This window comes from Streptomyces sp. NPDC013457, from assembly GCF_043089925.1.
In the GTDB taxonomy this organism is placed as follows: Bacteria; Actinomycetota; Actinomycetes; order Streptomycetales; family Streptomycetaceae; genus Streptomyces.
The window spans coordinates 175,788-197,487 of record NZ_JBICBL010000009.1; the positions used below are offsets into that span (position 1 = coordinate 175,788).

Consider the following 21,700-nt stretch of genomic DNA (forward strand, 5'->3'; position numbering starts at 1 on the left):
CGGCGCCTCTGCATGTCAGGCACAGGCCCTTCCTTGTGGCAGGTCACATGTCGGCGGCCCGGAAGCCGCGCAGACGCAGGCTGTTGCCGACCACGAAGACCGAGGAGAAGGCCATCGCGGCGCCGGCGATCATCGGGTTGAGCAGTCCGGCCGCGGCGAGCGGCAGGGCGGCCACGTTGTAGGCGAAGGCCCAGAAGAGGTTCGTGCGGATCGTGCCGAGGGTGCGGCGCGAGAGCCGGATCGCGTCGGCGGCGGCCCGCAGGTCTCCCCGTACGAGGGTGAGGTCGCCGGCCTCGATGGCGGCGTCCGTGCCGGTGCCCATCGCCAGGCCCAGGTCGGCCTGGGCGAGCGCGGCGGCGTCGTTCACGCCGTCGCCGACCATGGCGACCGAACGGCCCTCCGCCTGGAGGCGCCTGACGACGTCGACCTTGTCCTGGGGCATGACCTCGGCGATGACCTCGTCGATGCCGACCTCGGCGGCGACGGCCTCGGCGACGGCGCTGTTGTCACCGGTCAGAAGGATCGGCGTCAGACCGAGCGCACGCAGCCGCCGGATCGCCTCGGGGCTGGTCTCCTTGACGGCGTCGGCGACCTCCAGGACCGCGCGGGCCGCCCCGTCCCAGGCCACCGCGATGGCGGTCCGGCCGGCCTTCTCGGCGTCGTCCTTCGCGGACTTGAGCCCCTCGGGCAGCTCCATCGCCCAGTCCTCGATCAGCTTCTCGCGGCCGACGAGGACGGCGTGGTCGTCGACGACGCCCTGGACGCCAAGGCCGGGGACGTTGGCGAAGTCCTCGGGGGTGGGGAGCGTGCCGACCCGGGCGACGGCGCCGGTGGCGACGGCCTGGGCGACGGGGTGCTCGGAGGAGTGCTCCAGGGCGCCCGCGAGGCGCAGGACGTCGGTCTCGTCGACGCCGTCGGCGGTGTGGACCGCGAGGAGGGTCATCCGGCCGGTGGTGACGGTGCCGGTCTTGTCCAGGACGATCGTGTCGACCTTGCGGGTCGTCTCCAGGACCTCGGGGCCCTTGATCAGGATGCCGAGCTGGGCGCCGCGGCCGGTGCCGACCATGAGGGCGGTCGGGGTCGCGAGACCGAGGGCGCAGGGGCAGGCGATGATCAGTACGGCGACGGCGGCGGTGAACGCGGCCGTGAGGCCGGATCCCGTACCGAGCCAGAAGCCGAGCGTGCCGAGCGCGAGCGCGATCACGATCGGGACGAAGACGGCAGAGATCCGGTCGGCGAGCCGCTGGGCGGCCGCCTTGCCGTTCTGCGCGTCCTCGACCAGCTTGGCCATGCGGGCGAGCTGGGTGTCGGCGCCGACACGGGTGGCCTCGACGACGAGCCGGCCGCCCGCGTTCAGGGTGGCGCCGGTGACGGAGTCGCCTACGGAGACCTCGACCGGCACGGACTCGCCGGTGAGCATCGAGGCGTCCACGGCGGAGGAGCCCTCGACGACGGAGCCGTCGGTGGCGATCTTCTCACCGGGGCGGACCAGGAAGCGCGTCCCGACCTGGAGTTCGGCGGTCGGCACGGTGACCTCACGGCCGTCCTTCAGGACGGTGACCTCCTTGGCGCCCAGCTGCATCAGCGCCTTGAGTGCGGCGCCCGCCTTGCGCTTGGAACGGGCCTCGAAGTACCGCCCGGCCAGGATGAAGGCGGTGACGCCGGCGGCGGCCTCCAGGTAGATGTTCCCGGCGCCGTCGGTGCGGGCGATGGTGAACTCGAAGGGGTGGGTCATCCCCGGCGTACCGGCGGTCCCGAAGAAGAGCGCCCAAAGGGACCAGAGGAACGCGGCGATCGTGCCGACCGAGATCAGGGTGTCCATGGTGGCGGCGCCGTGCCGGGCGTTGGTCCAGGCGGCCTTGTGGAACGGCCAGGCGGCGTAGACGACGACCGGGGCGGCGAGGGTGAGGCTGAGCCACTGCCAGTACTCGATCTGGAGCGCCGGGACCATCGCCATCGCGATGACGGGGACGGCGAGGGCGACGGCGGTGATCAGCCGCTGCCTGAGGGGCCGCAGCTCCTCGTCGGCCTTCTCCTCGTCGCCGGGCCCGTCCTCGCCGCCGGACTCGGCGCGCGGGGCAGCGGGTTCCTCGGCGGTGTAGCCGGTGGCCTCCACGGTGGCGATCAGGTCCTGGACGGAGACGTCCGCGTCGAAGGTGACCTTCGCCTTCTCGGTGGCGTAGTTGACGGTGGCCTCGACCCCGTCCATGCGGTTGAGCTTCTTCTCGATACGGGCCGCGCACGAGGCGCAGGTCATGCCGCCGATGGCGAGCTCGACCTGGGCGGCGCCCGGAATGCTCGTAGTCACTGCCTGCTCCTCTTTCTGCCGCACCGTCGAAATCTCCGGGCGGGGGCCGGGGTCCGCCGGGGGACGGGCCCCGGCGGTCGGGTCGGGGTGTCGGGCCGGGCCGGGGGCGGACGGTCAGGCGCGGCCGGTGAGCTCGTAGCCGGCGTCGTCGACGGCGGCGGAGATCGCGGCGTCGTCCGGGGCGCCGCCGGTGGTCACGGTCACCAGGCCGCCGGCGACGTCGACGTCCACGGAGACGACGCCGTCGAGCGCGGAGACGGAGGTGGTGATCGCGTCCTTGCAGTGCCCGCAGCTCATGCCCGACACGGCGTAGACGGTGGCGGTGGTGTCGGCGACGGCGGTGGCGGTCGCCGCCTCGCCGGAGCCGGTCGAGCAGCCGCCGTCAGGAGTACAGCAGGAACCCATGTCATCCTCCTCGCTGGGACGGATACCCTTGGGGGGTATCCGTTCATCGATTCCAATGTATACCCCCCTCAGGTATTCGGTGCAAGCATCCGCCCCGCTTGACTTGATACCCCCTAGGGGTATCGTGAGGTGCATCGAACGCCGACTCACGTACGGGAGAGCCGCCATGAACACCGGAGTGAAGATCACCGCCTTCGCCGCCGCCCTCGCCGCGACCTTCGGCACCGCGTACGGAGTCGGCCAGGGGATCGGCCCCGTGGGCGAACCGGCGAAGTCCGTCCACGGGGAGCACGCGGGCGGGACTGCCGAGCCCGAGGGGGAGGCGGCCGGGCGCACCGGCCACGAGGAGGGGGTCGCGAAGGCGCCCGCCGCCGGGGGCCTCCAGATCTCCGAGGGCGGCTACACGCTCGCGATGGAGACTCCGAAGCCGGCCGCGGGCAAGAGCGTGCTGAAGTTCTCGATCAAGGACGCGGCGGGCAGGAAGGTCACCGCGTACAGCACCGAGCACGGCAAGGACCTGCACTTCATCGTGGCCTCGCGGGACCTCACGGTCTACCGTCACCTCCACCCCGTGCGCGCGGCCGACGGCACCTGGTCGACCGCCGTCGACCTCCCGGCCGCGGGCGGCTACAAGGCCTTCGCCGACTTCAAGCCCGCCGCGAAGAACGCCACGGGCGTGACGCTGGGCGTGGACCTGTCCGTACCCGGCGCCTACGCACCCCGGCCGCTCCCGGCCGCCGAGCGGACCGCGACCGTCGACGGCTACGAGGTCACGCTGGGCGGCGCGCTCGTCCCGGGCAGGGCGGGCGAGCTGAAGCTCACGGTCAGCAAGGGCGGCAGGCCGGTCACCGATCTGGAGCCCTACCTCGGGGCGTACGGTCATCTCGTCGCGCTGCGCGACGGTGACCTGGCCTATCTGCACGTCCACCCCAATAAGGGCGGTCCCGGCCCGGACGTCTCCTTCACGGCGACCGCGCCCAGCGCCGGCTCGTACCGGCTGTTCCTGGACTTCCAGCACGACGGCAAGGTGCGGACGGCGGCGTTCACGGTCCATGCGGGGTACGCGGGGCAGACGACGACGGACGGTGCGGATGAGGCACCGCACGATGCGGGGGACCATCCGCACGGCTAGGGTGGTCATTGGACTAGACCTGTAGCCGTCATTCATGGAGGAATGGGCTCGATGAGCAACCGTGCAGTCCTTGAGGTGATCGCCCTCGACGAGCAGGACGCCGTCGCCGCCCAGGCCGGCGGGGCGGACCGCCTCGAGCTGGTCACCGACATGGCGGCCGACGGGCTGACCCCGTCACGGACCGGCTTCGCCGCGATCCGGTCCGCCGTGGACATCCCGCTGCGCGTGATGCTCAGACTGACGGACGGCTTCGCGGCGGGCGACATCGACGCCCTGGTGGCCCGCGCCCGCGAGCTCCGGGAGGCGGGCGCGGAGGAGTTCGTACTCGGCTTCCTGACGGCCGAAGGCGACGCGGACCTGGTGGCGGTGGAGCGGCTGATCGCCGTCCTGGACGGCTGCCGGTGGACGTTCCACCGGGCGATCGACCGCGCGGCCGACCGCGACGCGCTGCGCAAGCAGCTCGCGGACCTGCCCGGCCTGGACACCTACCTGACGGCGGGTGCGGCGACGGGCGTCGACGACGGCCTTGCGGTCCTCGGAGCGGAAGCCGCGCGATCGGGCGAGCCGGGCTACGAGCCGCAGATCCTGGTGGGCGGAGGGCTGCGTCTCGACCACCTCCCGGGACTCCGCGCGGCGGGCCTCGACGCCTTCCACATCGGCGGCGCGGCCCGCCCGAACGGCTGGAAGGCCCCGGTCTCCCCGGAGGCGGTCAGGGTCTGGCGCGAGGCCCTGGACGCGTAGCCGCGCCGCGGGGCGCGCCCGGGGCGGGTGCGCCCCCGCGCGTCCGCCCGGGGTCCCCCTGCGTTCGCCCGGGGTCCCGCTGCGTTCGCCCGGGGTCCCGCGCGCCGCCGGGGCCCGCGTCCGACCCGGGCCCGTTCTCCTCAGCGGCCGCCCGAGACCCTCAGGATCGTGCCCGTCGTGTACGAGGCGTCCGGGGACAGGAGCCAGGCCACCGCCGCCGCGATCTCCTCGGGGCGGCCCGGGCGGCGCAGCGGGATCGTCGGGGCCGCCTTCGCCGGGCGGTCCGGGTCGCCCATCGCCGCGTGCATGTCCGTCTCGACGACGCCCGGCGCCACCGCGTTGACCCGGATGCCTTCCGGTCCCAGCTCCTTGGCGAGGCCCACGGTCAGCGCGTCCGTCGCCGCCTTCGTCGCCGCGTAGTGGACGTACTCGTCCGGGCTGCCGAGCGTGGCCGCGGCGGACGAGAGGTTCACGATCGCCCCGCCGCCCCGGGCCGCCATGTCGCGGGCGGCGCGTCGGCAGCAGAGCAGGTAGCCGAGGAGGTTGACCTCGACCACCCGTCGCAGGTTCTCCGTCGACGCGTCCGCGAGGCGCCCCAGCGGGCCCGTCACGCCCGCGTTGTTCACCAGGCCGTCCACCGGCCCCAGTTCGGCCTCGGCGGTGTCGAACAGCCGCTCCACGTCGGCCTCGACCGACGTGTCCGCCCGGACCACGACGCACCGCGCGCCCGCCGCCCGGACCGCCGCGGCCGTCTCCTCGGCGGCGCTCTCGTCACGGACGTACCCGAGCACCAGGTCGTGCCCCTCGGCCGCCAGACGTACACAGGTCGCCGCGCCGATCCCACGGCTCCCACCGGTGACGACGGTCGTACGGGACATGCTGGTCCACCCTTCTCGCGATCGCGCCGCCCCCACCGTAATTCGATGGCCCGCGCCCGGGCACGCTGGCTACCCTCCCCGCCATGGCCGACCTCGTACGCGCCCTCGTCGCCGCCCAGTTCCCGCAGTGGGCCGGGCTGCCCGTGACGCCCCTGGCGTCGGCCGGCACGGACAACGACATGTACCGCCTCGGCGACGCGCTGGCTGTCCGGCTGCCGAAGACCGCCGAGACCGCCGGGAGCGTGGTCAAGGAGCAGCGCTGGCTGCCGCACCTCGCGCCGCACCTCCCGCTGCCCGTGCCCGTTCCCGTCGGAGCGGGGCGGCCCGGGGAGGGCTTCGGCCTGCCCTGGTCGGTGTACGACTGGCTCGACGGTGCCGACGCCTTCGACGCGCCGATCTGCGATCTCGCGCACGCCGCCGTGGAGTTGGGCCGCTTCGGCGTCGCGCTGCGGGGCGTGGACGCCGCCGGCGGCCCGAGGTCCTTCCGGGGTGGCCATGTCACCGAGTGGACCGGCGACCACATCGACCGCGCGATCCGCGAGCTCGGAGCCGACGGTACGGTCGACGGCGCCGCCGCCGCGGCGGCCTGGGAGTCGGTGCTGCGCCTTCCGCAGTGGGACCGTGACCCCGTCTGGGTCCACGGCGACCTGCTGCCCGGCAACCTGCTGACCCGCGAGGGGCGGCTCAGCGCCGTCATCGACTTCGGCGGGCTCGGAACCGGCGACCCGGCCTGCGACATGATGGCGGCCTGGACGCTCCTGACCGCCGAGACCCGCCCGCTGTTCCGCGAGGCCGCCCGGGTCGACGACGCCACGTGGGCCCGTGGCCGGGGCTGGGCGCTGGGCTGGGGCCTCGTCACGGAGCACTGCTACCGGGGCAGGAACGAGGTCCTCGCCGCCGTCGCCCATCGCGCGTGGACCGAGGCGCTTCCCGAGTTCGCGTCCGGCGCCTGAGGTTCGCGCACAGGGCTGTTCATCCCGACCCGCAGGCCTCACCATGCACCTGACTACTCGTGCGTAACACCGCGTAGGGGGAAGCGTGTTGAGACTCCGTGTCAGGTTCGTCCCGCTGCTCGCGATCGTCGCGTCCCTGCTCGTCCCGACCACGGCCACGGCCACGGCGGCCGCCGCGCCGGCCGCCGCCACGGCCACCGCGCCGCAGGCCCGCATCCCCGTCGTCCTCGTCCACGGATTCAACGCGGACCCCGGAGTCTGGGGCGGCCTGCGCGAGGACCTCAAGGCCGACGGGTACACCGACGCCGAGCTGTTCTCCTTCGGTTACGACACCCACCGGTCCGTCAACGAGGCCCTCGCCGGTGAACTCGCCGCGTACGTCGCGGACGTGAAGCGGCGGACCGGCGCGAGCCGCGTGGACCTCGTCGCCCACTCCTTCGGCAGCCTCCTCACCCGCTGGTACGTGAAGTTCGACGCCGCCGGCCAGTCCTCCGTGGCCCACTGGGTCTCACTCGCCGGCCCCAACCACGGCACGAGCACCGCATGGGCCTGCGCCCTGTGGGACCAGGCCTGCCGCGACATGACCCCGGGCTCCTACGTCCAGAAGAGGCTGGCCGAGGGCGACGAGACCCCCGGCTCCGTGCGGTACGCCACCTGGTGGTCGAACTGCGACGAGGTGATCAACCCCGACAACAGCGTGCCGCTGACCGGCGCCGCCAACAACGCCGCGGGCTGCCTCGACCACAACGCGCTGCTCGGCGACGACGGGGTCTCCCAAGGCGTCCGCGCCTTCCTCGCCTCCTAGGCGGCGGCCAACTGCGCGGGCAGCGGCGAGGAGTGGACGACCGTCAGCCCCGACACCGCACGCGTCAGCGCCACGTACAGCCTCCGGAGCCCGGTCCGCTCGTCCGGTTCGCCGTCCACGACGGCGGCCGGATCGTCGAGGACCACGTAGTCGTACTCCAGGCCCTTAGCGAGAGAGGCCGGGACGAGCGTCAGCCGGGACTCCGCCGTCGTCTCCTCGCCGGGGGAGAGGCAGGCGAGCCCGGCCGCCGCCAGCGCCTCGGCGAGTGGTTCGATCCGGGCGTCGGCGGCGATCAGGCCGATGGAGCCCTCGTGCTCCAGGGACTCCACGCAGGCCGCCACGACGCCCGCGTCCAGATCCACGGGCTCGCGGTGGCGGATCGACAGCGAGCCCGGGTTCTCCCGGACCGACTCGACGGCCGCGAGCCCCGGCGACATGTGCGGCAGCAGCAGGGAGGCGTACGCGATGACCTCACGCGGCACGCGGAAGCCGGCGGTCAGCTCCTCGACCACGGCCTCCGGCTTGCCCAGGTGCGTCAGCGCCTGCGCCCAGCTCCCGGTCGCCCACGGTGTGGTGCCCTGCGCCAGGTCGCCCAGGATCGTCGCCGAACCGGTCGTGCAGCGGCGCCCGACGGCCCGGTACTGCATCGGCGAGAGGTCCTGCGCCTCGTCGAGGACGACATGGCCGAGCGAGTGCGTGCGCTCCACCAGGTCCTTGGCCTCGTCGATCAGGACCGCGTCCGCCGCCGACCACTTCGCCGACTTCACCGAACGGGCGGGCTTCGCCCACAGCAGCAGCTTCTGCTCGTCCTCGGTCAGGATCCCGGCCGCGTGCTCGGCGAGGAACCCGGCGTCGCTCAGCAGCCGCAGCACCAGCCTGGCCGGGTCGACCGGCGGCCAGAGCGCCTTCACGGCCGCCTTCACCGCCGTGTTCCGCGCCACCGCGTCCTGCACCCGGTCGTCGGGGGCCTCGCCCGCCTGCTCCATGCGCACCAGGACCGCGTGCGCGATGCGCTGCGGAAGAGCGTCCCGGGCGGCGCCGTACCGGATGTCCCGGTCCAGCAGCTCGCGGACCATCTCCTCCAGCTCGTACGCGGGGACACGCCAGCGGCGCGAGCCGCGCACCACCATCAGCGGTTCGGTCGGCAGCGTGACGTGCGAGCGGACCGCCCGGCGCAGCACCTCCGCCATCCTCGCGTCGCCCTTGACGGTCGCCGTCGCCGCCTCGTCCGCGCCGCGTACCTCGACGTGCGCCACGAGGTCGTCGACGGTGGCCTGCTGGACCTCCAGCTCGCCGAGGGCGGGCAGGACCTGCTCGATGTAGTGGAGGAAGGAGCGGTTCGGCCCGATGACCAGCGTGCCGGTGCGGGCGAGCCGCTCCCGGTGCGCGTAGAGGAGGTACGCGACCCGGTGCAGGCCCACGGCCGTCTTTCCGGTGCCGGGGCCGCCCTGGACGCAGACGGTGCCGCCGAGACCGGACCGGACGATCTCGTCCTGCTCGGGCTGGATGGTGGCGACGATGTCCCGCATCGGACCCACGCGGGGGCGCTCGATCTCGGCCTGGAGCAGCCGGCTCGTCCGCTCCTGCTCGGCGGGGTCGGAGAGGTGCTCGTCCTCGTACGCGGTGAGCTCGCCGCCCGTGTAGCCGAACCGGCGCCGCAGTCCCACGTCCTGCGGGTCCTTCTTCGACGCCCGGTAGAACGGCTGGGAGACCGGCGCGCGCCAGTCGATGACCATCGGGTCCCCGTCGGCGTCGTGGACGTGCCGACGGCCGATGTAGAAGCGCTGGCCCTCCTGCGTGGTGTGCAGGTAGTCGAGCCGGCCGAAGAAGAGCGGGGTGTGGGAGAGGTCGGCGAGGGCCTTGATGCGCTCCTCGATCTGGCGGCCGAGGACGAGCGAGTTGACCCAGTTCGCGGTGACGTCCTTGATGTCGAGCGCCTCGACGTCCTCACGCATCGCCCGCAGGGCGGCGCGCGAGTCGGCGAGATGGGCGCGTTCGCGCGCGAGCGGGTCGACGGACGTGGACATGCGGGAGCCTCCGGGCCGGTGTGCGTACGGGTCAGGGCGGCCGCCGGTTTCCGACCGGACGACGGCGCTCCACGGAGGGAGGCGGGGAAGTCGGAGATTGTAGCTTCGGGCCTCAGGAGGAGGCGAATGGTTTTCGCGGGGGACGGCCCGTAGGGGGTGGGGTCCCCCCTGAGGTGGACGAGGGTTCCACCCCCAGCCTGATGTGTTCGGAATGTCCGGATTCCATGATGGAGGCATGACCTCAGCGACCTTCACCACGCACCGTCCGATCCCCCGCCCGCACCGCCTCGGCCTCGCGCTCCGAGCGATAGGCGCCTACGGCGCCGCCGCCGTGAGCGTGGTCCTCCTCGGTGAGTACGCCGAGGAGGCGGGTGTGCGGAACCCGCGCCCCAGGTACGTGGGCGGCCCGGACTGAGTACGACCGCTCATGCCCCGGGGCGTCCGCCCCTGATGTGATCGGGGCATGGACACGACCACGGCCCCCGCGACGCCCGAATCCGCCTCGACGGCCGATCCCGCTCCTGCGACGGCCGATCACGCCCCCGCGACGCCCGAATCCGCCACCGCGCTGCGTCTGGTCGCCCTCGGCGGCCTCCTGGTGCTCTTCCTCTCGCTGATCGCCACCGGGGTCGTCGTCCTGGAGGACACCATCGGCGACGACGGCGTGGCCGGAGCCGCGGTGGACGTGGCCTTCTGGGCGCTGGGCCTCGGCACCCTGGCCGGCCTCGTCGCCGCCGTGGCGCCCCGCGCGGTCCTCGCCCGGGGCGCGCGCAAGCGGGTGATCGGAGTCCAGTACGCGCTGGCGGTGATCGCCCCGGTGATCGCGCTGATGGACTGACCGCGCGGTCCAGGGGCGGTCGGCTAGCCGGCCTGCCCGCCCTCGCCCGCCATCAGTTCGTCCGCGTCCACGATCCGGTAGGCGTAGCCCTGCTCGGCCAGGAACCGCTGGCGATGTGCCGCGAAGTCCTGGTCGATCGTGTCCCTCGCGACGACCGAGTAGAAGTGGGCCTGGTGCCCGTCGGCCTTCGGCCGCAGCACACGTCCGAGCCGCTGGGCCTCCTCCTGCCGGGAGCCGAACGTGCCGGACACCTGGATGGCGACCGTCGCCTCGGGCAGGTCGATGGAGAAGTTGGCCACCTTCGAGACGACGAGGACGCTGATCTCCCCGTTCCGGAAGGCGTCGAAGAGCTTCTCACGCTGCACGTTCGACGTCTCGCCCTTGATGACCGGCGCGTCCAGGTGCTCGCCGAGCTCGTCCAGCTGGTCGATGTACTGGCCGATGACGAGGATCTGCTGCCCCGCGAACTTCCGCACCAGCGCCTCGGTCACCCTCCGCTTCGTCGCCGTCGTGGCGCAGAAGCGGTACTTCTCCTCCGTCTCGGCGGTCGCGTACGCGAGCCGCTCCGACTCCGTGAGGTTGACCCGGACCTCGACGCAGTCGGCGGGCGCGATGTACCCCTGCGCCTCGATCTCCTTCCACGGCGCGTCGAACCGCTTCGGGCCGATGAGCGAGAACACGTCCGACTCGCGTCCGTCCTCCCGGACGAGGGTCGCCGTCAGGCCGAGCCGGCGGCGGGCCTGGAGGTCGGCGGTGAACTTGAAGACGGGCGCGGGCAGCAGGTGCACCTCGTCGTAGACGATCAGGCCCCAGTCCCGGGAGTCGAAGAGCTCCAGGTGGGGGTAGATCCCCTTCCGCTTGGTCGTCAGCACCTGGTACGTGGCGATGGTGACCGGCCGGATCTCCTTCTTCGTACCGGAGTACTCGCCGATCTCGTCCTCGGTGAGCGAGGTCCGCTTCACCAGCTCGTGCTTCCACTGACGGGCCGAGACCGTGTTCGTGACCAGGATCAGCGTCGTGGCCTTGGCCTGGGCCATCGCCCCGGCCCCGACCAGCGTCTTTCCGGCGCCGCAGGGCAGCACGACGACACCGGATCCGCCGTGCCAGAAGCCCTCGACGGCCTGCTTCTGGTACGGGCGCAGGGCCCAGCCGTCCTCGGCGAGCTCGATCGGGTGCGCCTCGCCGTCGACGTAACCGGCGAGGTCCTCGGCCGGCCAGCCGAGCTTCAGGAGCGTCTGCTTGATCTGCCCGCGCTCGGACGGGTGCACGGCCACCGTGTCGGGGTCGATCCGGGCGCCGACCAGCGGCTGCACCTTCTTCGAGCGGAGGATCTCCTCCAGGACCGGCCGGTCGGTGCTGGTGAGGACGAGCCCGTGGGTGGGGTGCTTGGAGAGCGTGAGGCGCCCGTAGCGGGCCATCGTCTCGGCGACGTCCACGAGGAGCGCGTGCGGCACGGGGTAGCGGGAGAACTCGACGAGCGCGTCGACGACCTGCTCGGCGTCGTGCCCGGCGGCACGCGCGTTCCACAGGCCGAGGGGCGTCACCCGGTACGTGTGGATGTGCTCGGGCGCCCGCTCCAGCTCGGCGAACGGCGCGATGGCCCGCCGGCAGGCGTCGGCGAGCTCGTGGTCGACCTCCAGGAGCAGCGTCTTGTCGCTCTGGACGATGAGTGGTCCGTTCACGTACGTACATCCCTTCCGCACGGCCAAACATCCAGTGTGCCTGAGGTCCGGCCTGCCGCGGGTCGGGCCGGTGCCTAGACCTGGTCGTCGGCCAGTTCCGCGACGCCCGTGATGCGGTGGAGGGGGTACGTGCGGACCTCGTCCGCCGTGTGGTCGTAGCCCGTCACGAAGCCGCCCTCCACCCGTACCGGGGCGATGACGCGCTGGCTGGCCGAGCCCTCCGCGTTGACGTAGCCGATCCAGACGGCGGAGCCGGTCATGGCGGCGGCCTGGACCGTGGCCAGGGTCTCGGCGGAGGAGGTGCGGGGCAGCTCGCCGGCGGCCCGCGCCGGGGCCTCCGGGGACTCGGGGCGCTCCTTGCGGACGGCCGTCGCCGCCGCGTCCCCGGCCCGGATCGCGCGGACCGCCGCGCCGAGCAGGGTCCTGTCCGGGGCGGGCGGGCCGTCGGGGACGGGGGCGGGCGCGGTGCGGGCGCCGGTGCGGTAGGTGTCGGCGCGGGTGATCAGGACGTCGCCCGCCGCGGACTCGGCGGCCGGGGCGTACCCCATCGACCGCAGCCCGTCGAGCAGCGCCGCCGGGTCGGTCTGGGCCGCGAGGACGGTCGGCGCGAGGCGGCGCAGCCGCAGCGACGCGGAGCGCTTGTCGGCCAGGATCTCGCCGAGCAGCGCGTCGTCGTCGCAGCGTACGTAGGCGGAGGCGGCGCCGATCCGGAGGTGGCCGTGTTTCCGGGCCACGTCGTCGATGAGGTACGAGAGCGGCTGCGGGACCGGCGTACGGGAGTGGGCCGTCAGGAAGTCCTGGAGGTCGGACGCGCTGCGTCCGGCGTCGAGCGCGCGACGGACCGAGCCGGGCGTGAACCGGTAGACGGTCGCACCGCCCTTCGACTCGACGTCCGCGAGGACGGAGAGCATGTCGGCGAGCGGGCGGCGGAGCGGTCCCGGCGCGACGGCGGTGAGGTCGGCCTGGAGAAGCACGTGGTCGACGGTCTCGGGGAGCAGCGGGCCGAGCAGGGTCGCGGCGCGGGAGGCGGCGACCGACAGCTCGACGCCGTGCTCGGCGACGGGTTCGGCGGCCGCCTCGGCGAGCGGCAGGTTGAGCAGCGCCCTGGCGGGTGAGCCGAGGGCGCCGCGACCGGTGATCCCGAGCAGCTCGGCCTCGGCGAGGGTCCACAGGGCGAGCCGGGAACGGAGGTCGGCGGGTCCGTGGGCGACGCCGACGCCCGGGCCGACGGCGGAGCCGTGACCGGTGCCGAAGCCCGTGCCGAAGCCGCTGCCGGGCCCGGTGCCGGAGCCCGTGCCGTATGCCCCACCGACCGCCGTACCCGCCGTGCCGGTCGTGCCCGCCGTGCCCGCACCACCCCGGCCGCCGGGGGCCGTGCCCGTACCGGACCCGGTGCCGGAGCCCGCGTCCGGCGCGCCCGGGGTGCCCGCCGTCGTGCCCCGCAGCGGGCGCTCCCAGCGCAGCCGGGCCAGCAGCGTCTCCGGGTCCGCCGCGACCCCCGGCGGCAGCGTCGCCTGCAGGGTGAGCACCCGGCGCCGCACCTCCGGCGCCGCGCCCCGGTCGAGGTCAGGGCCCAGCGCGGAGAGCGCGCGGCCCTTCGCGTCCTGGCCGCCGACGAGCCCCGGGGTCCGCGTCCCCGTCAGCCAGGACGTGGCGAGCCGCGCCCAGCGCTCGGCGGGCGGCAGATCGAGCCAGTCGTCGTACGCGGGCGTCGGCGCGTACCGCTCGTCCGCCTCCCCGTCCGAGGCGAGCAGCCCGGCCCCGTAGGCGAGCTCCAGCCAGAACGCCGCGACCTGCTCCGTCACGTCGAGCGCCGCGGCGGTGCGTCTGAGGTCCCGGACGGCCATCCCGCCGGCGCGCAGGACGGCGGGCCCGCCCTGGTCCCAGCCCTTGAGCAGCTCCTCGACCGTCGCGAGCGCGGTGTACGCCTGGCCGGCCGCCGCGTTGTCCACAACCTGGGGACGGTACTCGCGCAGGACGGCGAGCACGGGCGCGTGCGGCTCGGGCGAGCGGTGCGCCCGGCCGCCGCGCAGGTGCAGCGCGGCCTCCCGGGGCAGGACGACCGTACGGGGCGAGGCGGGCAGCAGCAGGCCCCGGTCGCGCAGCCAGCGGACCGGCGGCGCCGGGTTCGCCGTGACCTCCCCGTACGGAGGCCCCCACACCAGCCGGTCGAGCACCGCCAGCGCGTCCGAGGGCGCCGTGTCGAGCAGCGCGCCCATCCGGTCCCGGTCCGTGAAGAGCTCTGTCAGCGCCGCCACCGCCGAGACGGAATCGTGCGTCGCGGGCAGCCCGGCGGCCGCGAGGATCTCCTGGATCCGGCCGGGCGACATCCCCGCCGTCGCCTCGGAGACGGTCGGCCCGAGGCCGGTCGGGGACGGGTGCTGCGGGGACGGCGCGAGCAGCTCACGCGCGGTCCGTACGAGCCGCAGCCGCTCGTCCTCGCCCCACACGAGGGCCTGCTCGCGCAGCACCTCCACGGCGCGGGGCAGCGCCGACTCGATGTCCGGGTCGCCGTCGTCGCCGGTGAGGAGGGCGAGGAGGACGGGGTACGGGGCGGGGTCCGGGGCCACGGCCAGCGCCTCGGCGGTCTGGAGCGTGAACCGGTCGAGCCGTTCGAGCGCGCGGACCACGGAACCGCGGGTGCCGGCCCGGGTGGCGAGCTGGGTCAGGTCGTTCGGCACGGGCGAAAGCAGATCGGGGCGGGCGCGCAGCAGCGCGGCGAGCCCTTCGTCGCCCCGCGCGCGCAGCGCCTCCGCGAGCGTGCGCGGCGCGGCGGCACCGCGGGTTCCTTCGGGCACGTGCGCCTCCCGGTCGAGCTCACCGATCCCCATCCGCCCCACGTTAGCCCCTGCGCGGGCGCTAACGTCGGGGCGTACCGGCCGTGGAGGGGACTGTGGGCATCGAGAGCGACCAGTTGGTCTTCGACTATCTGAGCCGGGTGGGCGATCTGGCGCAGCGACGGCAGCTGCCGTCGGGGGAGCGGATGCGGCTCGTGTCGTCGCTCCGGGGCGAGATCGACCGCCGGCGCGCCACGTACGTCCGGGAGAGTCCGGCGGCCGTCCGCACCCTCCTCGACGAGCTGGGCTCACCGGACGAGGTGGTGGACCGCGCGGCCGGTGGCGGGCGGGAGGACCCGGAGGCGAGGACCGTGCCGGAGCCGCGGACCGGGACGGGGCCGACGCCTCCCCACCTGGCGGGGACGGACGAGGTCGGCGCGGCGGACACGGAGCCGGACTGGTGGCGGCTGGACGGCGAGCCCGAGGAGTCGCTGCCCGGGGACGACCTGGTGCCGGGGTTCCGCGGCGGGGTGGAGATCCCGGAGATCCTGAAGCCCCCGCCGGGCGAGGCGGAGGACGACGAGGAGGGCGCCGCGTCCGAGAAGGGGGCGGCGGCGCGGGCGCCGCTCTGGCGTCGGGTCCTGCGCGGACGCCGGCCCGTGGCGGAGGAGGAGGGGGGCGGTGGCGGCTTCCGGCTGGGCGCCCCGGTCCTCGTGCTGGCCGCGCTCCTTCTGCTCGGAGGCGTGATCCTCGGCAACCTCCTGGCGCTGGCACTGGGCTGGCTCCTGGCGTACGCCTCGCGCCGCCTGTCCCGTACGGAGACGAGGGTGGCGGTCGTCGTCCTCCCGGTCCTGGCGGCCACGGCGGGCGTGGTCTGGCTGTGGGGCCGCGTGCAGGGCCGCTGGGGGGAGCCGGTCGAGCAGGGCGGAGAGGCGATGGGCGCGGCGCTCTCGGAGACCTGGCCGTGGACCGTGAAGGCCGCGGCGCTGGCCTCCGCAGCCTTCCTCCTCTGGCGCGCCCGCCGCGCCCGCTAGGACGCCCGTGTCCGGGTCACGGACCGTGCGAGGCCTCCGCCTCGTGCGAGGCCTGCGCCTTGTGCGAGGCCTCCGCCTCGTGCGCAGGGGCCGACCACGGCGCGGCCGGGACCACCAGGGGAGAGCCCGTCACCGGGTCGGGGACCACGACCGAGTCCAGGCCGAAGACGTCGCGGACCAGGTCCGCCGTCACCACGTCCGCCGGCGCGCCCTCCGCCACCACGCGGCCCGCCTTCATCGCCACCAGGTGGTCCGCGTACCGCGCCGCCTGGTTCAGGTCGTGGAGCACCAGGACGACCGTCCGGCCCCGCGCCACGTTCAGGCGGCGCACCAGGTCCAGGACCTCCACCTGGTGGGCGATGTCGAGATAGGTCGTCGGCTCGTCGAGCAGCAGCAGATCCGTCTCCTGAGCGAGCGCCATCGCGATCCAGACCCGCTGGCGCTGTCCCCCGGACAGCTCGTCCACCGCCCGGTCGGCCAGCGCGGCGACGTCCGTGGAGGCCATGGCCTCCACGACCGCCCGCTCGTCCGCCTCCGACCACTGCCTCCACCACGCCTGGTGCGGCTGCCGCCCCCGCGACACCAGATCGGCGACCGTGATCGCCTCCGGGGCGACGGGGGTCTGGGGCAGCAGCCCGATCGACTGCGCGATCCGCTTCGTCGGCAGTTTCGCCAGCGACTCCCCGTCGAGGAGCACCGCCCCGCCCGCCGGCTTGAGCAGCCGCCCGAGCGCCCGCAGCGTCGTCGACTTCCCGCACGCGTTCGGGCCGACGATCACCGTCACCCTGCCGTCCGGTACGGCGAGGTCCAGCTCCTCCACGACCGTACGGTCCTCGTACGCGAGCGTCAGCTCGCGCGCGGTCAGCCGGCTCACGACTTTCCTCCCACGCTTCGGCTCCGGACGATGAGCCAGATCAGATACGGGGCGCCGACCGCCGCCGTCAGGACACCCACCGGCAGCTCGGTCGGCGAGAACAGCCGCTTGCCCAGCAGATCCGCGAGCACCACGACGCACGCGCCCGTCAGCGCCGAGCACAGCAGCGGGATCTGAGCGGTACGGGTCGTCCGCCGGGCGATCTGCGGCGCGAGCAGCGCGACGAAGTCGACCGGACCGGCCACCCCCGTGGCCACCGAGGCGAGCACGACGCCGACGAGGACGAGCCCCAGCCGAGCCCGCCCGAGCGAGACGCCGAGCGCCGTCGCCGTGTCGTCGTCCAGGGAGACCGACCGCTGGGCGCGGGCGGCCCAGAGGACAGCCGGGAGCAGCACGATCAGCGTCCAGCGGATGGGCGCCGCCTCGTCCCAGCCGCGCCCGTTGAGGGAGCCGGTCATCCAGATCTGGGCCTGCTGGGCGACCAGGTAGTCGCCCTTGGTCATGAACAGGGTGATCAGCGAGCGCAGCGCGATCGCGAAGCCGATCCCGATGAGCACGAAGCGCGTCGCGTGCAGCCCGCCGCGCCACGCGAAGACGTACACGAGCGCGGCGGCCCCGATGCCGCCGACGATCGAGAGGTACGGCAGGACGGTGTACGAGGTGAGCCCGAAGGTCATCGCGCCGACGGTCAGCGCGCCCGCGCCCTGGCTGATGCCGATGATGTCGGGGCTGGCGAGCGGGTTGCGGGCGACGGTCTGGATGAGCGCGCCGGCGATCCCGAACGCGGCGCCGACCATCAGCCCGACCGCGAGCCGCGGCATCCGCAGCTCCTCGACGACGAACGCGGACCGGGACTCCTGCCCGAGCAGCACCTCGAGGACCTCGCCGGGCGCGACGAACTTCTCGCCCACGCAGAGGTACGCGACCGAGACGGCCGCCAGGAGCACCACCAGGCCCACGGCCACCAGCGCCGAGCGCCGGTGGAGCAGGAACGATCCGCGCCCGGCCCGTACGACCCCGTACCCGGCGGGACGCACACCGGGCACACGGGACGCGCGAGGCGCGCGAGGTGCGCGCCGTACCGATGTCGTCGTCATGCCGGCACCGCCTTCCGGCGCACCAGCGTCACCAGGAACGGCACCCCGATGAGCGCCGTCATCACACCCGCGGGCACCTCGCCCGGCGGGAAGAGCACCCGGCCGATCACGTCGGACACCAGCAGCATCACAGGCCCCACGAGCGCCGCCATCGGCAGCACCCAGCGGTGGTCGCCGCCGACGATCGCGCGGGCGATGTGCGGGACCGCGAGACCGACGAAGGCGATCGGTCCGGCCGCCGCGACCCCCGCGCCGGTCAGGAGGGTCGCCCCGACACCGCCCACGATCCGTACCGTCGCGACCTTCTGGCCGAGCCCCTTCGCCACGTCCTCGCCGAGCGCGAGCGCGTCGAGGCCCCGGGCGACGGAGAGCACGAGCGCCGCGCCGAGCAGCAGGAAGGGCCAGATCTGCCCGACGACCTCGGCGTCCCGCCCGTCCAGCGAACCGATCTGCCAGAACCGGAACTCGTCGAGCGCCGACGCCCTGGTCGTCAGGATCCCGGTCGTCACCGACAGCAGCAGCGCGTTGATCGCGGCGCCGCCGAGCGCCAGCTTCACCGGCGTCGCCCCGCCGCGCCCGCCGGAGGCGATCGCGTACACCGCGACCGAGGCCAGGGCCGCGCCCGCGAAGGCGAACCACACGTACCCCGTCAGCGTGTGCACCCCGGCGAAGGCGATCGCGAAGACCACGCCGACCGAGGCGCCCTGGCTGACGCCGAGGATGCCGGGGTCGGCGATCGGGTTCCGGGTGATGCCCTGCAGGGCCGTGCCGGCGAGCGCGAGTCCGGCGCCGACCATCAGGCCGACCAGGGTCCGGGGGACGCGCATCTGCCGTACGACCTCGGCGTCGTCGCCCGTGCCGCCGTGCAGCAGCGCGTCGACGACCGTGGACGGGGCGACGGCCCGGGCACCCACGGCGAGGCTGAGCAGGATCGCGAGGAGGAGGGCGACGGCGGCGACGGCGGTGGCCAGAACGCGTCTGGAGCGGAGAGCGGCGGTCATCGAGGCCCATCGGGAGGTGCGGGTGGTGCGAGAGCTGCGGGTGGTGCAGGTGGTGCAGGTGGTGCGGGGTGGTGCGACTACTTCGGTAAGCCTTGGCTCAGTGGAGCGGGCCGGGGCACAGTCTAAGCAGCGGCCGTATTCGAACACCCGGGCACAATGTCACCCATGACTCTCCCGCGACTCCCGCTGACCGTCGGCTTCGACCTGGACATGACGCTGATCGACTCCCGCCCGGGCATCAAGGCCACCTACGAGGCCTTCTCCGCGCAGGTCGGCGTCCCGATCGACGCCGATCTGGCGGTCTCGCGGCTCGGGCCGCCGCTGGAGCACGAGCTGGCCCACTGGTTCCCGGAGGCGGAGATCGTGGAGCGGGTCGCCCAGTACCGCGCGCTCTACCCGACGTACGCGATCGAGCCGTCGCTCGCGCTGCCGGGCGCCGGGGATGCGATTCAAGCCGTTCGCGAGGCGGGCGGCCGGGCCATCGTCGTCACCGCGAAGAACGAGCCCCACGCCAAGCTGCACCTCTCCCACCTGGGCATCGACCCCGACGCCGTCATCGGCGGACTGTGGGCCGAGGGCAAGGCGGAGGCGCTGCGCGAGTACGGCGCGGGCGTGTACGTCGGCGACCACACCGGCGACGTGCGCGGCGCCGCGCACGCGGGCGCCCTGTCGGTGGCCGTGGCGACCGGACCGTGCGACGAGGCCGAGCTGCGCGCGGCCGGCGCGGACGTCGTGCTGCCCGACCTGACCGCGTTCCGTACCTGGTTGGAGGGGTACCAGGCCTACCGGCCCTGAACCGCGGCCGCCCGCGCCTGGCGTCGCTGCGCGCCGATCGAGCGCAGCACGCCGGCACCCGCGACGAGGAAACCGACGCCCATCAGCATGCACACGGCGTACGCGATCGGCGGGAACGGGTCGGTGCCCAGGAACAGCGGCGCGACCGTCACCAGCGTCGCCACCGCGCCGATGATGAAGACAATCGCACCGGCGCGGACGAGACCGTCACCCGGAGCGCTCTCGTCCGACGGGGCCGAAGGGGTTTCACTACGCATTCGGCCAGGGTAGTTCCCAGGCCGAAGGAACAGACCGGCGACGTCTTGTCACCGGCCCGAAGCCCATTAGCCTTGGTGCCTCGGCGACCCGCCAATCGGTCTCCAGAGCCGGATTCCCGGCGCATTCCCATCGAGTACGAGGACGAGGACAGACGTGCCTACCGGCAAGGTCAAGTGGTTCAACAGCGAGAAGGGCTTCGGCTTTCTCTCCCGCGACGACGGCGGCGACGTCTTCGTCCACTCGTCGGTGCTCCCTGCCGGAGTCGACGCCCTCAAGCCGGGGCAGCGTGTGGAGTTCGGGGTGGTCGCGGGCCAGCGCGGTGACCAGGCGCTCTCCGTGACGGTTCTCGACCCGACCCCGTCCGTCGCCGCGGCGCAGCGCCGTAAGCCCGACGAACTGGCGTCCATCGTGCAGGACCTGACGACGCTCCTGGAGAACATCACGCCGATGCTGGAGCGCGGCCGCTACCCCGACAAGGCGCAGGGCGGCAAGATCGCGGGCCTGCTGCGGGCGGTCGCGGACCAGCTCGACGTGTGAGCCCGCCCCGGGCGCCGGCGTAGGGGCGTCGCCTAGGGGAACGACAGCGCGTCCGGGCCGAGGGGCGGCACCAGCCCCTCGGCCGCGGCGCGGGTGAGCAGCCCGCGCACGGCCGCGTAGCCGGCCTCGCCGAGGTCGGCCGTGAACTCGTTGACGTAGAGACCGATGTGCTGATCGGCCACCTTGGGGTCCATCTCCTGCGCGTGCTCGAGTACGTACGGGCGTGAGACCGCCGGGTCGTCCCAGGCCATCCGTACCGACGCACGGGCCGCCTCCGCGAGGCTCCGCAGCACGTCCTGGCCGAGCGAGCGGCGGGCGACGATCGCGCCGAGCGGGATCGGCAGGCCCGTGGTGTCCTCCCAGTGGGCGCCCATGTCGGCCAGCGCGTGCAGACCGTAGTTCTGGTAGGTGAACCGGGCCTCGTGGATGACGAGCCCCGCGTCGACCTTCCCGTCGCGCACGGCGGGCATGATCTCGTGGAACGGCATCACGACGACGTTCCCCACCCCTCCCGGGACGACGTCCGCCGCCCAGAGCCGGAAGAGCAGGTACGCCGTCGAACGCTCGCTCGGCACCGCGACCGTCTTCCCGGCAAGGTCCACCCCCGGCTCCCGCGTCAGCACCAGGGGGCCGCAGCCGCGCCCCAGCGCGCCGCCGCAGGGCAGCAGGGCGTACTCGTCGAGGATCCAGGGCAGCACGGCGTACGAGACCTTCAGGACGTCGTACGCGGGGTCGGCGGCCTCGGCCCAGCCGTTGGTGAGGTCGATGTCGGCGAACGTCACGTCCAGGCGCGGGGCGCCGGGGACGCGGCCGTGGGCCCAGGCGTCGAAGACGAAGGTGTCGTTCGGGCACGGCGAGTACGCGATCTTGAGCTTGGGCGTCATGGGGCGGGCTCCGCGAAGACGGTGGGCTTGAGCAGCTGGAACGTGTGCCGCAGCGATTCCAGGGCCTCGCCGATGCGCCAGGCGGCGCGGTCGCGCGGGCCGACGGCGTTGGAGACGGCGCGGATCTCGACCACGGGCACGCCGTGGGCGGCGGCGGCCTCGGCCACGCCGAAGCCCTCCATCGCCTCGGCGGCGGCGCCGGGGTGACGGGCCGCCAGCTCGGCGGCGCGCTCGGCGGTGCCGGTGACGGTGGAGACGGTGAGCACCGGCGCGACGGTGTGGCGCCGCTCGCCGCGGGCGAGGGCGTCGGAGATCCGCCGGACCAGCTCGGGCGCCACGGGGTGCGTGGACCGCCCGAACCCGAGCTCCTCGACGGTGAGGTAGCCGTCGGGCGTCTGCGCGCCGAGGTCGGCGGAGACGATCGTGTCGGACACGACGACGGAGCCGAGGGGCGCGAGGGGTTGGAACCCGCCGGCGATCCCGGCGGAGACGACGAGGCCGTAGGGGGTGGCGGCCCGTGCGAGCGCGGTGGCGGTGGCCGCGGCGGCGGCCGCGGGCCCGACACCGCCGACGAGCACGTCGGCGTCGGGGTGCGGTCCGTCGTGGCGAAGGCCGCGCGCGACGGAGTCCGCCTCCGCCGCCACGGCCGTCACGATCAGGATCCGGACCGTCAC

21 protein-coding genes are annotated in these 21,700 nt (G+C 74.0%); 9 read left to right on the top strand and 12 right to left on the bottom strand.

Annotated elements, in window-relative coordinates:
* Positions 1 to 43 precede the first annotated feature (43 nt).
* Positions 44 to 2,308 (bottom strand): heavy metal translocating P-type ATPase, encoded by a 2,265-nt coding sequence (locus tag ACF1G2_RS24885; RefSeq protein WP_391800368.1) that lies wholly within the window; start codon positions 2,306 to 2,308, stop codon positions 44 to 46.
* Between the two features lie 114 nt (positions 2,309 to 2,422).
* A complete protein-coding gene (locus tag ACF1G2_RS24890) occupies positions 2,423 to 2,713 on the bottom strand; it encodes a heavy-metal-associated domain-containing protein (RefSeq protein WP_391800369.1) in 291 nt (96 codons plus the stop codon).
* Positions 2,714 to 2,879: 166 nt separating this feature from the next.
* Here ACF1G2_RS24890 and ACF1G2_RS24895 point away from each other — a divergent pair, with 166 nt between their 5' ends.
* Both ACF1G2_RS24895 and ACF1G2_RS24900 read left to right on the top strand, forming a co-directional pair.
* The gene (locus tag ACF1G2_RS24895) at positions 2,880 to 3,845 is read left to right on the top strand and encodes a hypothetical protein (protein ID WP_391800370.1); all 966 of its coding nucleotides are present in this window, start codon (positions 2,880 to 2,882) and stop codon (positions 3,843 to 3,845) included.
* Positions 3,846 to 3,896: 51 nt separating this feature from the next.
* Positions 3,897 to 4,586, top strand: coding sequence for a copper homeostasis protein CutC (locus tag ACF1G2_RS24900; RefSeq protein ID WP_391800371.1), 690 nt, complete (start codon positions 3,897 to 3,899; stop codon positions 4,584 to 4,586).
* Positions 4,587 to 4,726: 140 nt separating this feature from the next.
* On the opposite strand, the gene ACF1G2_RS24905 is transcribed toward ACF1G2_RS24900, so the two are convergent.
* Positions 4,727 to 5,464, bottom strand: coding sequence for an SDR family NAD(P)-dependent oxidoreductase (locus ACF1G2_RS24905; protein ID WP_391800372.1), 738 nt, complete (start codon positions 5,462 to 5,464; stop codon positions 4,727 to 4,729).
* A gap of 83 nt (positions 5,465 to 5,547) precedes the next feature.
* Here ACF1G2_RS24905 and ACF1G2_RS24910 point away from each other — a divergent pair, with 83 nt between their 5' ends.
* On the top strand, positions 5,548 to 6,417 hold the full coding sequence (locus ACF1G2_RS24910) for an aminoglycoside phosphotransferase family protein (protein WP_391800373.1): 870 nt from the start codon (positions 5,548 to 5,550) through the stop codon (positions 6,415 to 6,417).
* Between the two features lie 85 nt (positions 6,418 to 6,502).
* A complete protein-coding gene (locus ACF1G2_RS24915) occupies positions 6,503 to 7,222 on the top strand; it encodes an esterase/lipase family protein (RefSeq protein ID WP_391800374.1) in 720 nt (239 codons plus the stop codon).
* Here ACF1G2_RS24915 and ACF1G2_RS24920 read toward each other — a convergent pair.
* The gene (locus ACF1G2_RS24920; protein ID WP_391800375.1) at positions 7,219 to 9,249 is read right to left on the bottom strand and encodes a HelD family protein; all 2,031 of its coding nucleotides are present in this window, start codon (positions 9,247 to 9,249) and stop codon (positions 7,219 to 7,221) included. The genes ACF1G2_RS24915 and ACF1G2_RS24920 overlap by 4 nt on opposite strands.
* Positions 9,250 to 9,484: 235 nt before the next feature.
* Between ACF1G2_RS24920 and ACF1G2_RS24925 the strand changes: the two genes are divergently transcribed.
* Both ACF1G2_RS24925 and ACF1G2_RS24930 read left to right on the top strand, forming a co-directional pair.
* Entirely contained in the window at positions 9,485 to 9,664 is a 180-nt protein-coding gene (locus ACF1G2_RS24925) for a hypothetical protein (RefSeq protein WP_391800376.1), read from the top strand.
* Positions 9,665 to 9,712: 48 nt separating this feature from the next.
* Positions 9,713 to 10,087, top strand: a complete 375-nt coding sequence (locus tag ACF1G2_RS24930) for a hypothetical protein (RefSeq protein WP_391800377.1) — start codon at positions 9,713 to 9,715, stop codon at positions 10,085 to 10,087.
* 23 nt (positions 10,088 to 10,110) lie between these two features.
* Here the strand turns inward: ACF1G2_RS24930 and ACF1G2_RS24935 are convergent, their stop codons facing one another.
* Together ACF1G2_RS24935 and ACF1G2_RS24940 are read right to left on the bottom strand one after the other, a co-directional pair.
* Positions 10,111 to 11,769, bottom strand: a complete 1,659-nt coding sequence (locus tag ACF1G2_RS24935; RefSeq protein WP_391800378.1) for a DNA repair helicase XPB — start codon at positions 11,767 to 11,769, stop codon at positions 10,111 to 10,113.
* Positions 11,770 to 11,843: 74 nt separating this feature from the next.
* Positions 11,844 to 14,600: a helicase-associated domain-containing protein gene (locus tag ACF1G2_RS24940; RefSeq protein ID WP_391800379.1), complete on the bottom strand. Its 2,757-nt coding sequence runs from the start codon at positions 14,598 to 14,600 to the stop codon at positions 11,844 to 11,846.
* Positions 14,601 to 14,662: 62 nt separating this feature from the next.
* On the opposite strand from ACF1G2_RS24940, the gene ACF1G2_RS24945 reads away from it, so the two are divergent.
* Positions 14,663 to 15,580 carry a hypothetical protein gene (locus ACF1G2_RS24945; protein ID WP_391800380.1) on the top strand — a complete coding sequence of 306 codons (918 nt, stop codon included), beginning with the start codon at positions 14,663 to 14,665 and terminating at the stop codon, positions 15,578 to 15,580.
* 16 nt (positions 15,581 to 15,596) lie between these two features.
* On the opposite strand, the gene ACF1G2_RS24950 is transcribed toward ACF1G2_RS24945, so the two are convergent.
* Genes ACF1G2_RS24950 through ACF1G2_RS24960 form a run of 3 tightly spaced genes read right to left on the bottom strand, consistent with a single transcriptional unit; the run spans position 15,597 to position 18,552 of the window.
* Positions 15,597 to 16,454, bottom strand: a complete 858-nt coding sequence (locus ACF1G2_RS24950) for an ABC transporter ATP-binding protein (protein WP_391800381.1) — start codon at positions 16,452 to 16,454, stop codon at positions 15,597 to 15,599.
* On the bottom strand, positions 16,451 to 17,551 hold the full coding sequence (locus tag ACF1G2_RS24955; protein ID WP_391800382.1) for a FecCD family ABC transporter permease: 1,101 nt from the start codon (positions 17,549 to 17,551) through the stop codon (positions 16,451 to 16,453). Before ACF1G2_RS24955 ends, ACF1G2_RS24950 begins: the two co-directional genes overlap by 4 nt.
* Positions 17,548 to 18,552 carry a FecCD family ABC transporter permease gene (locus ACF1G2_RS24960; RefSeq protein ID WP_391800383.1) on the bottom strand — a complete coding sequence of 335 codons (1,005 nt, stop codon included), beginning with the start codon at positions 18,550 to 18,552 and terminating at the stop codon, positions 17,548 to 17,550. The genes ACF1G2_RS24955 and ACF1G2_RS24960 overlap by 4 nt, the downstream gene beginning before the upstream one ends.
* 156 nt (positions 18,553 to 18,708) lie before the next feature.
* On the opposite strand from ACF1G2_RS24960, the gene ACF1G2_RS24965 reads away from it, so the two are divergent.
* A complete protein-coding gene (locus tag ACF1G2_RS24965) occupies positions 18,709 to 19,347 on the top strand; it encodes an HAD family hydrolase (RefSeq protein WP_391800384.1) in 639 nt (212 codons plus the stop codon).
* On the opposite strand, the gene ACF1G2_RS24970 is transcribed toward ACF1G2_RS24965, so the two are convergent.
* Positions 19,335 to 19,604, bottom strand: coding sequence for a hypothetical protein (locus tag ACF1G2_RS24970; RefSeq protein ID WP_391800385.1), 270 nt, complete (start codon positions 19,602 to 19,604; stop codon positions 19,335 to 19,337). The two genes, ACF1G2_RS24965 and ACF1G2_RS24970, sit on opposite strands and share 13 nt — an antisense overlap.
* A gap of 154 nt (positions 19,605 to 19,758) precedes the next feature.
* Between ACF1G2_RS24970 and ACF1G2_RS24975 the strand changes: the two genes are divergently transcribed.
* The gene (locus ACF1G2_RS24975; protein ID WP_129767066.1) at positions 19,759 to 20,142 is read left to right on the top strand and encodes a cold-shock protein; all 384 of its coding nucleotides are present in this window, start codon (positions 19,759 to 19,761) and stop codon (positions 20,140 to 20,142) included.
* 32 nt (positions 20,143 to 20,174) lie between these two features.
* Here the strand turns inward: ACF1G2_RS24975 and ACF1G2_RS24980 are convergent, their stop codons facing one another.
* Entirely contained in the window at positions 20,175 to 21,026 is an 852-nt protein-coding gene (locus tag ACF1G2_RS24980; protein ID WP_391800386.1) for a 1,4-dihydroxy-6-naphthoate synthase, read from the bottom strand.
* Positions 21,023 to 21,700, bottom strand: coding sequence for a futalosine hydrolase (locus ACF1G2_RS24985; protein ID WP_391800387.1), 678 nt, complete (start codon positions 21,698 to 21,700; stop codon positions 21,023 to 21,025). The genes ACF1G2_RS24980 and ACF1G2_RS24985 overlap by 4 nt, the downstream gene beginning before the upstream one ends.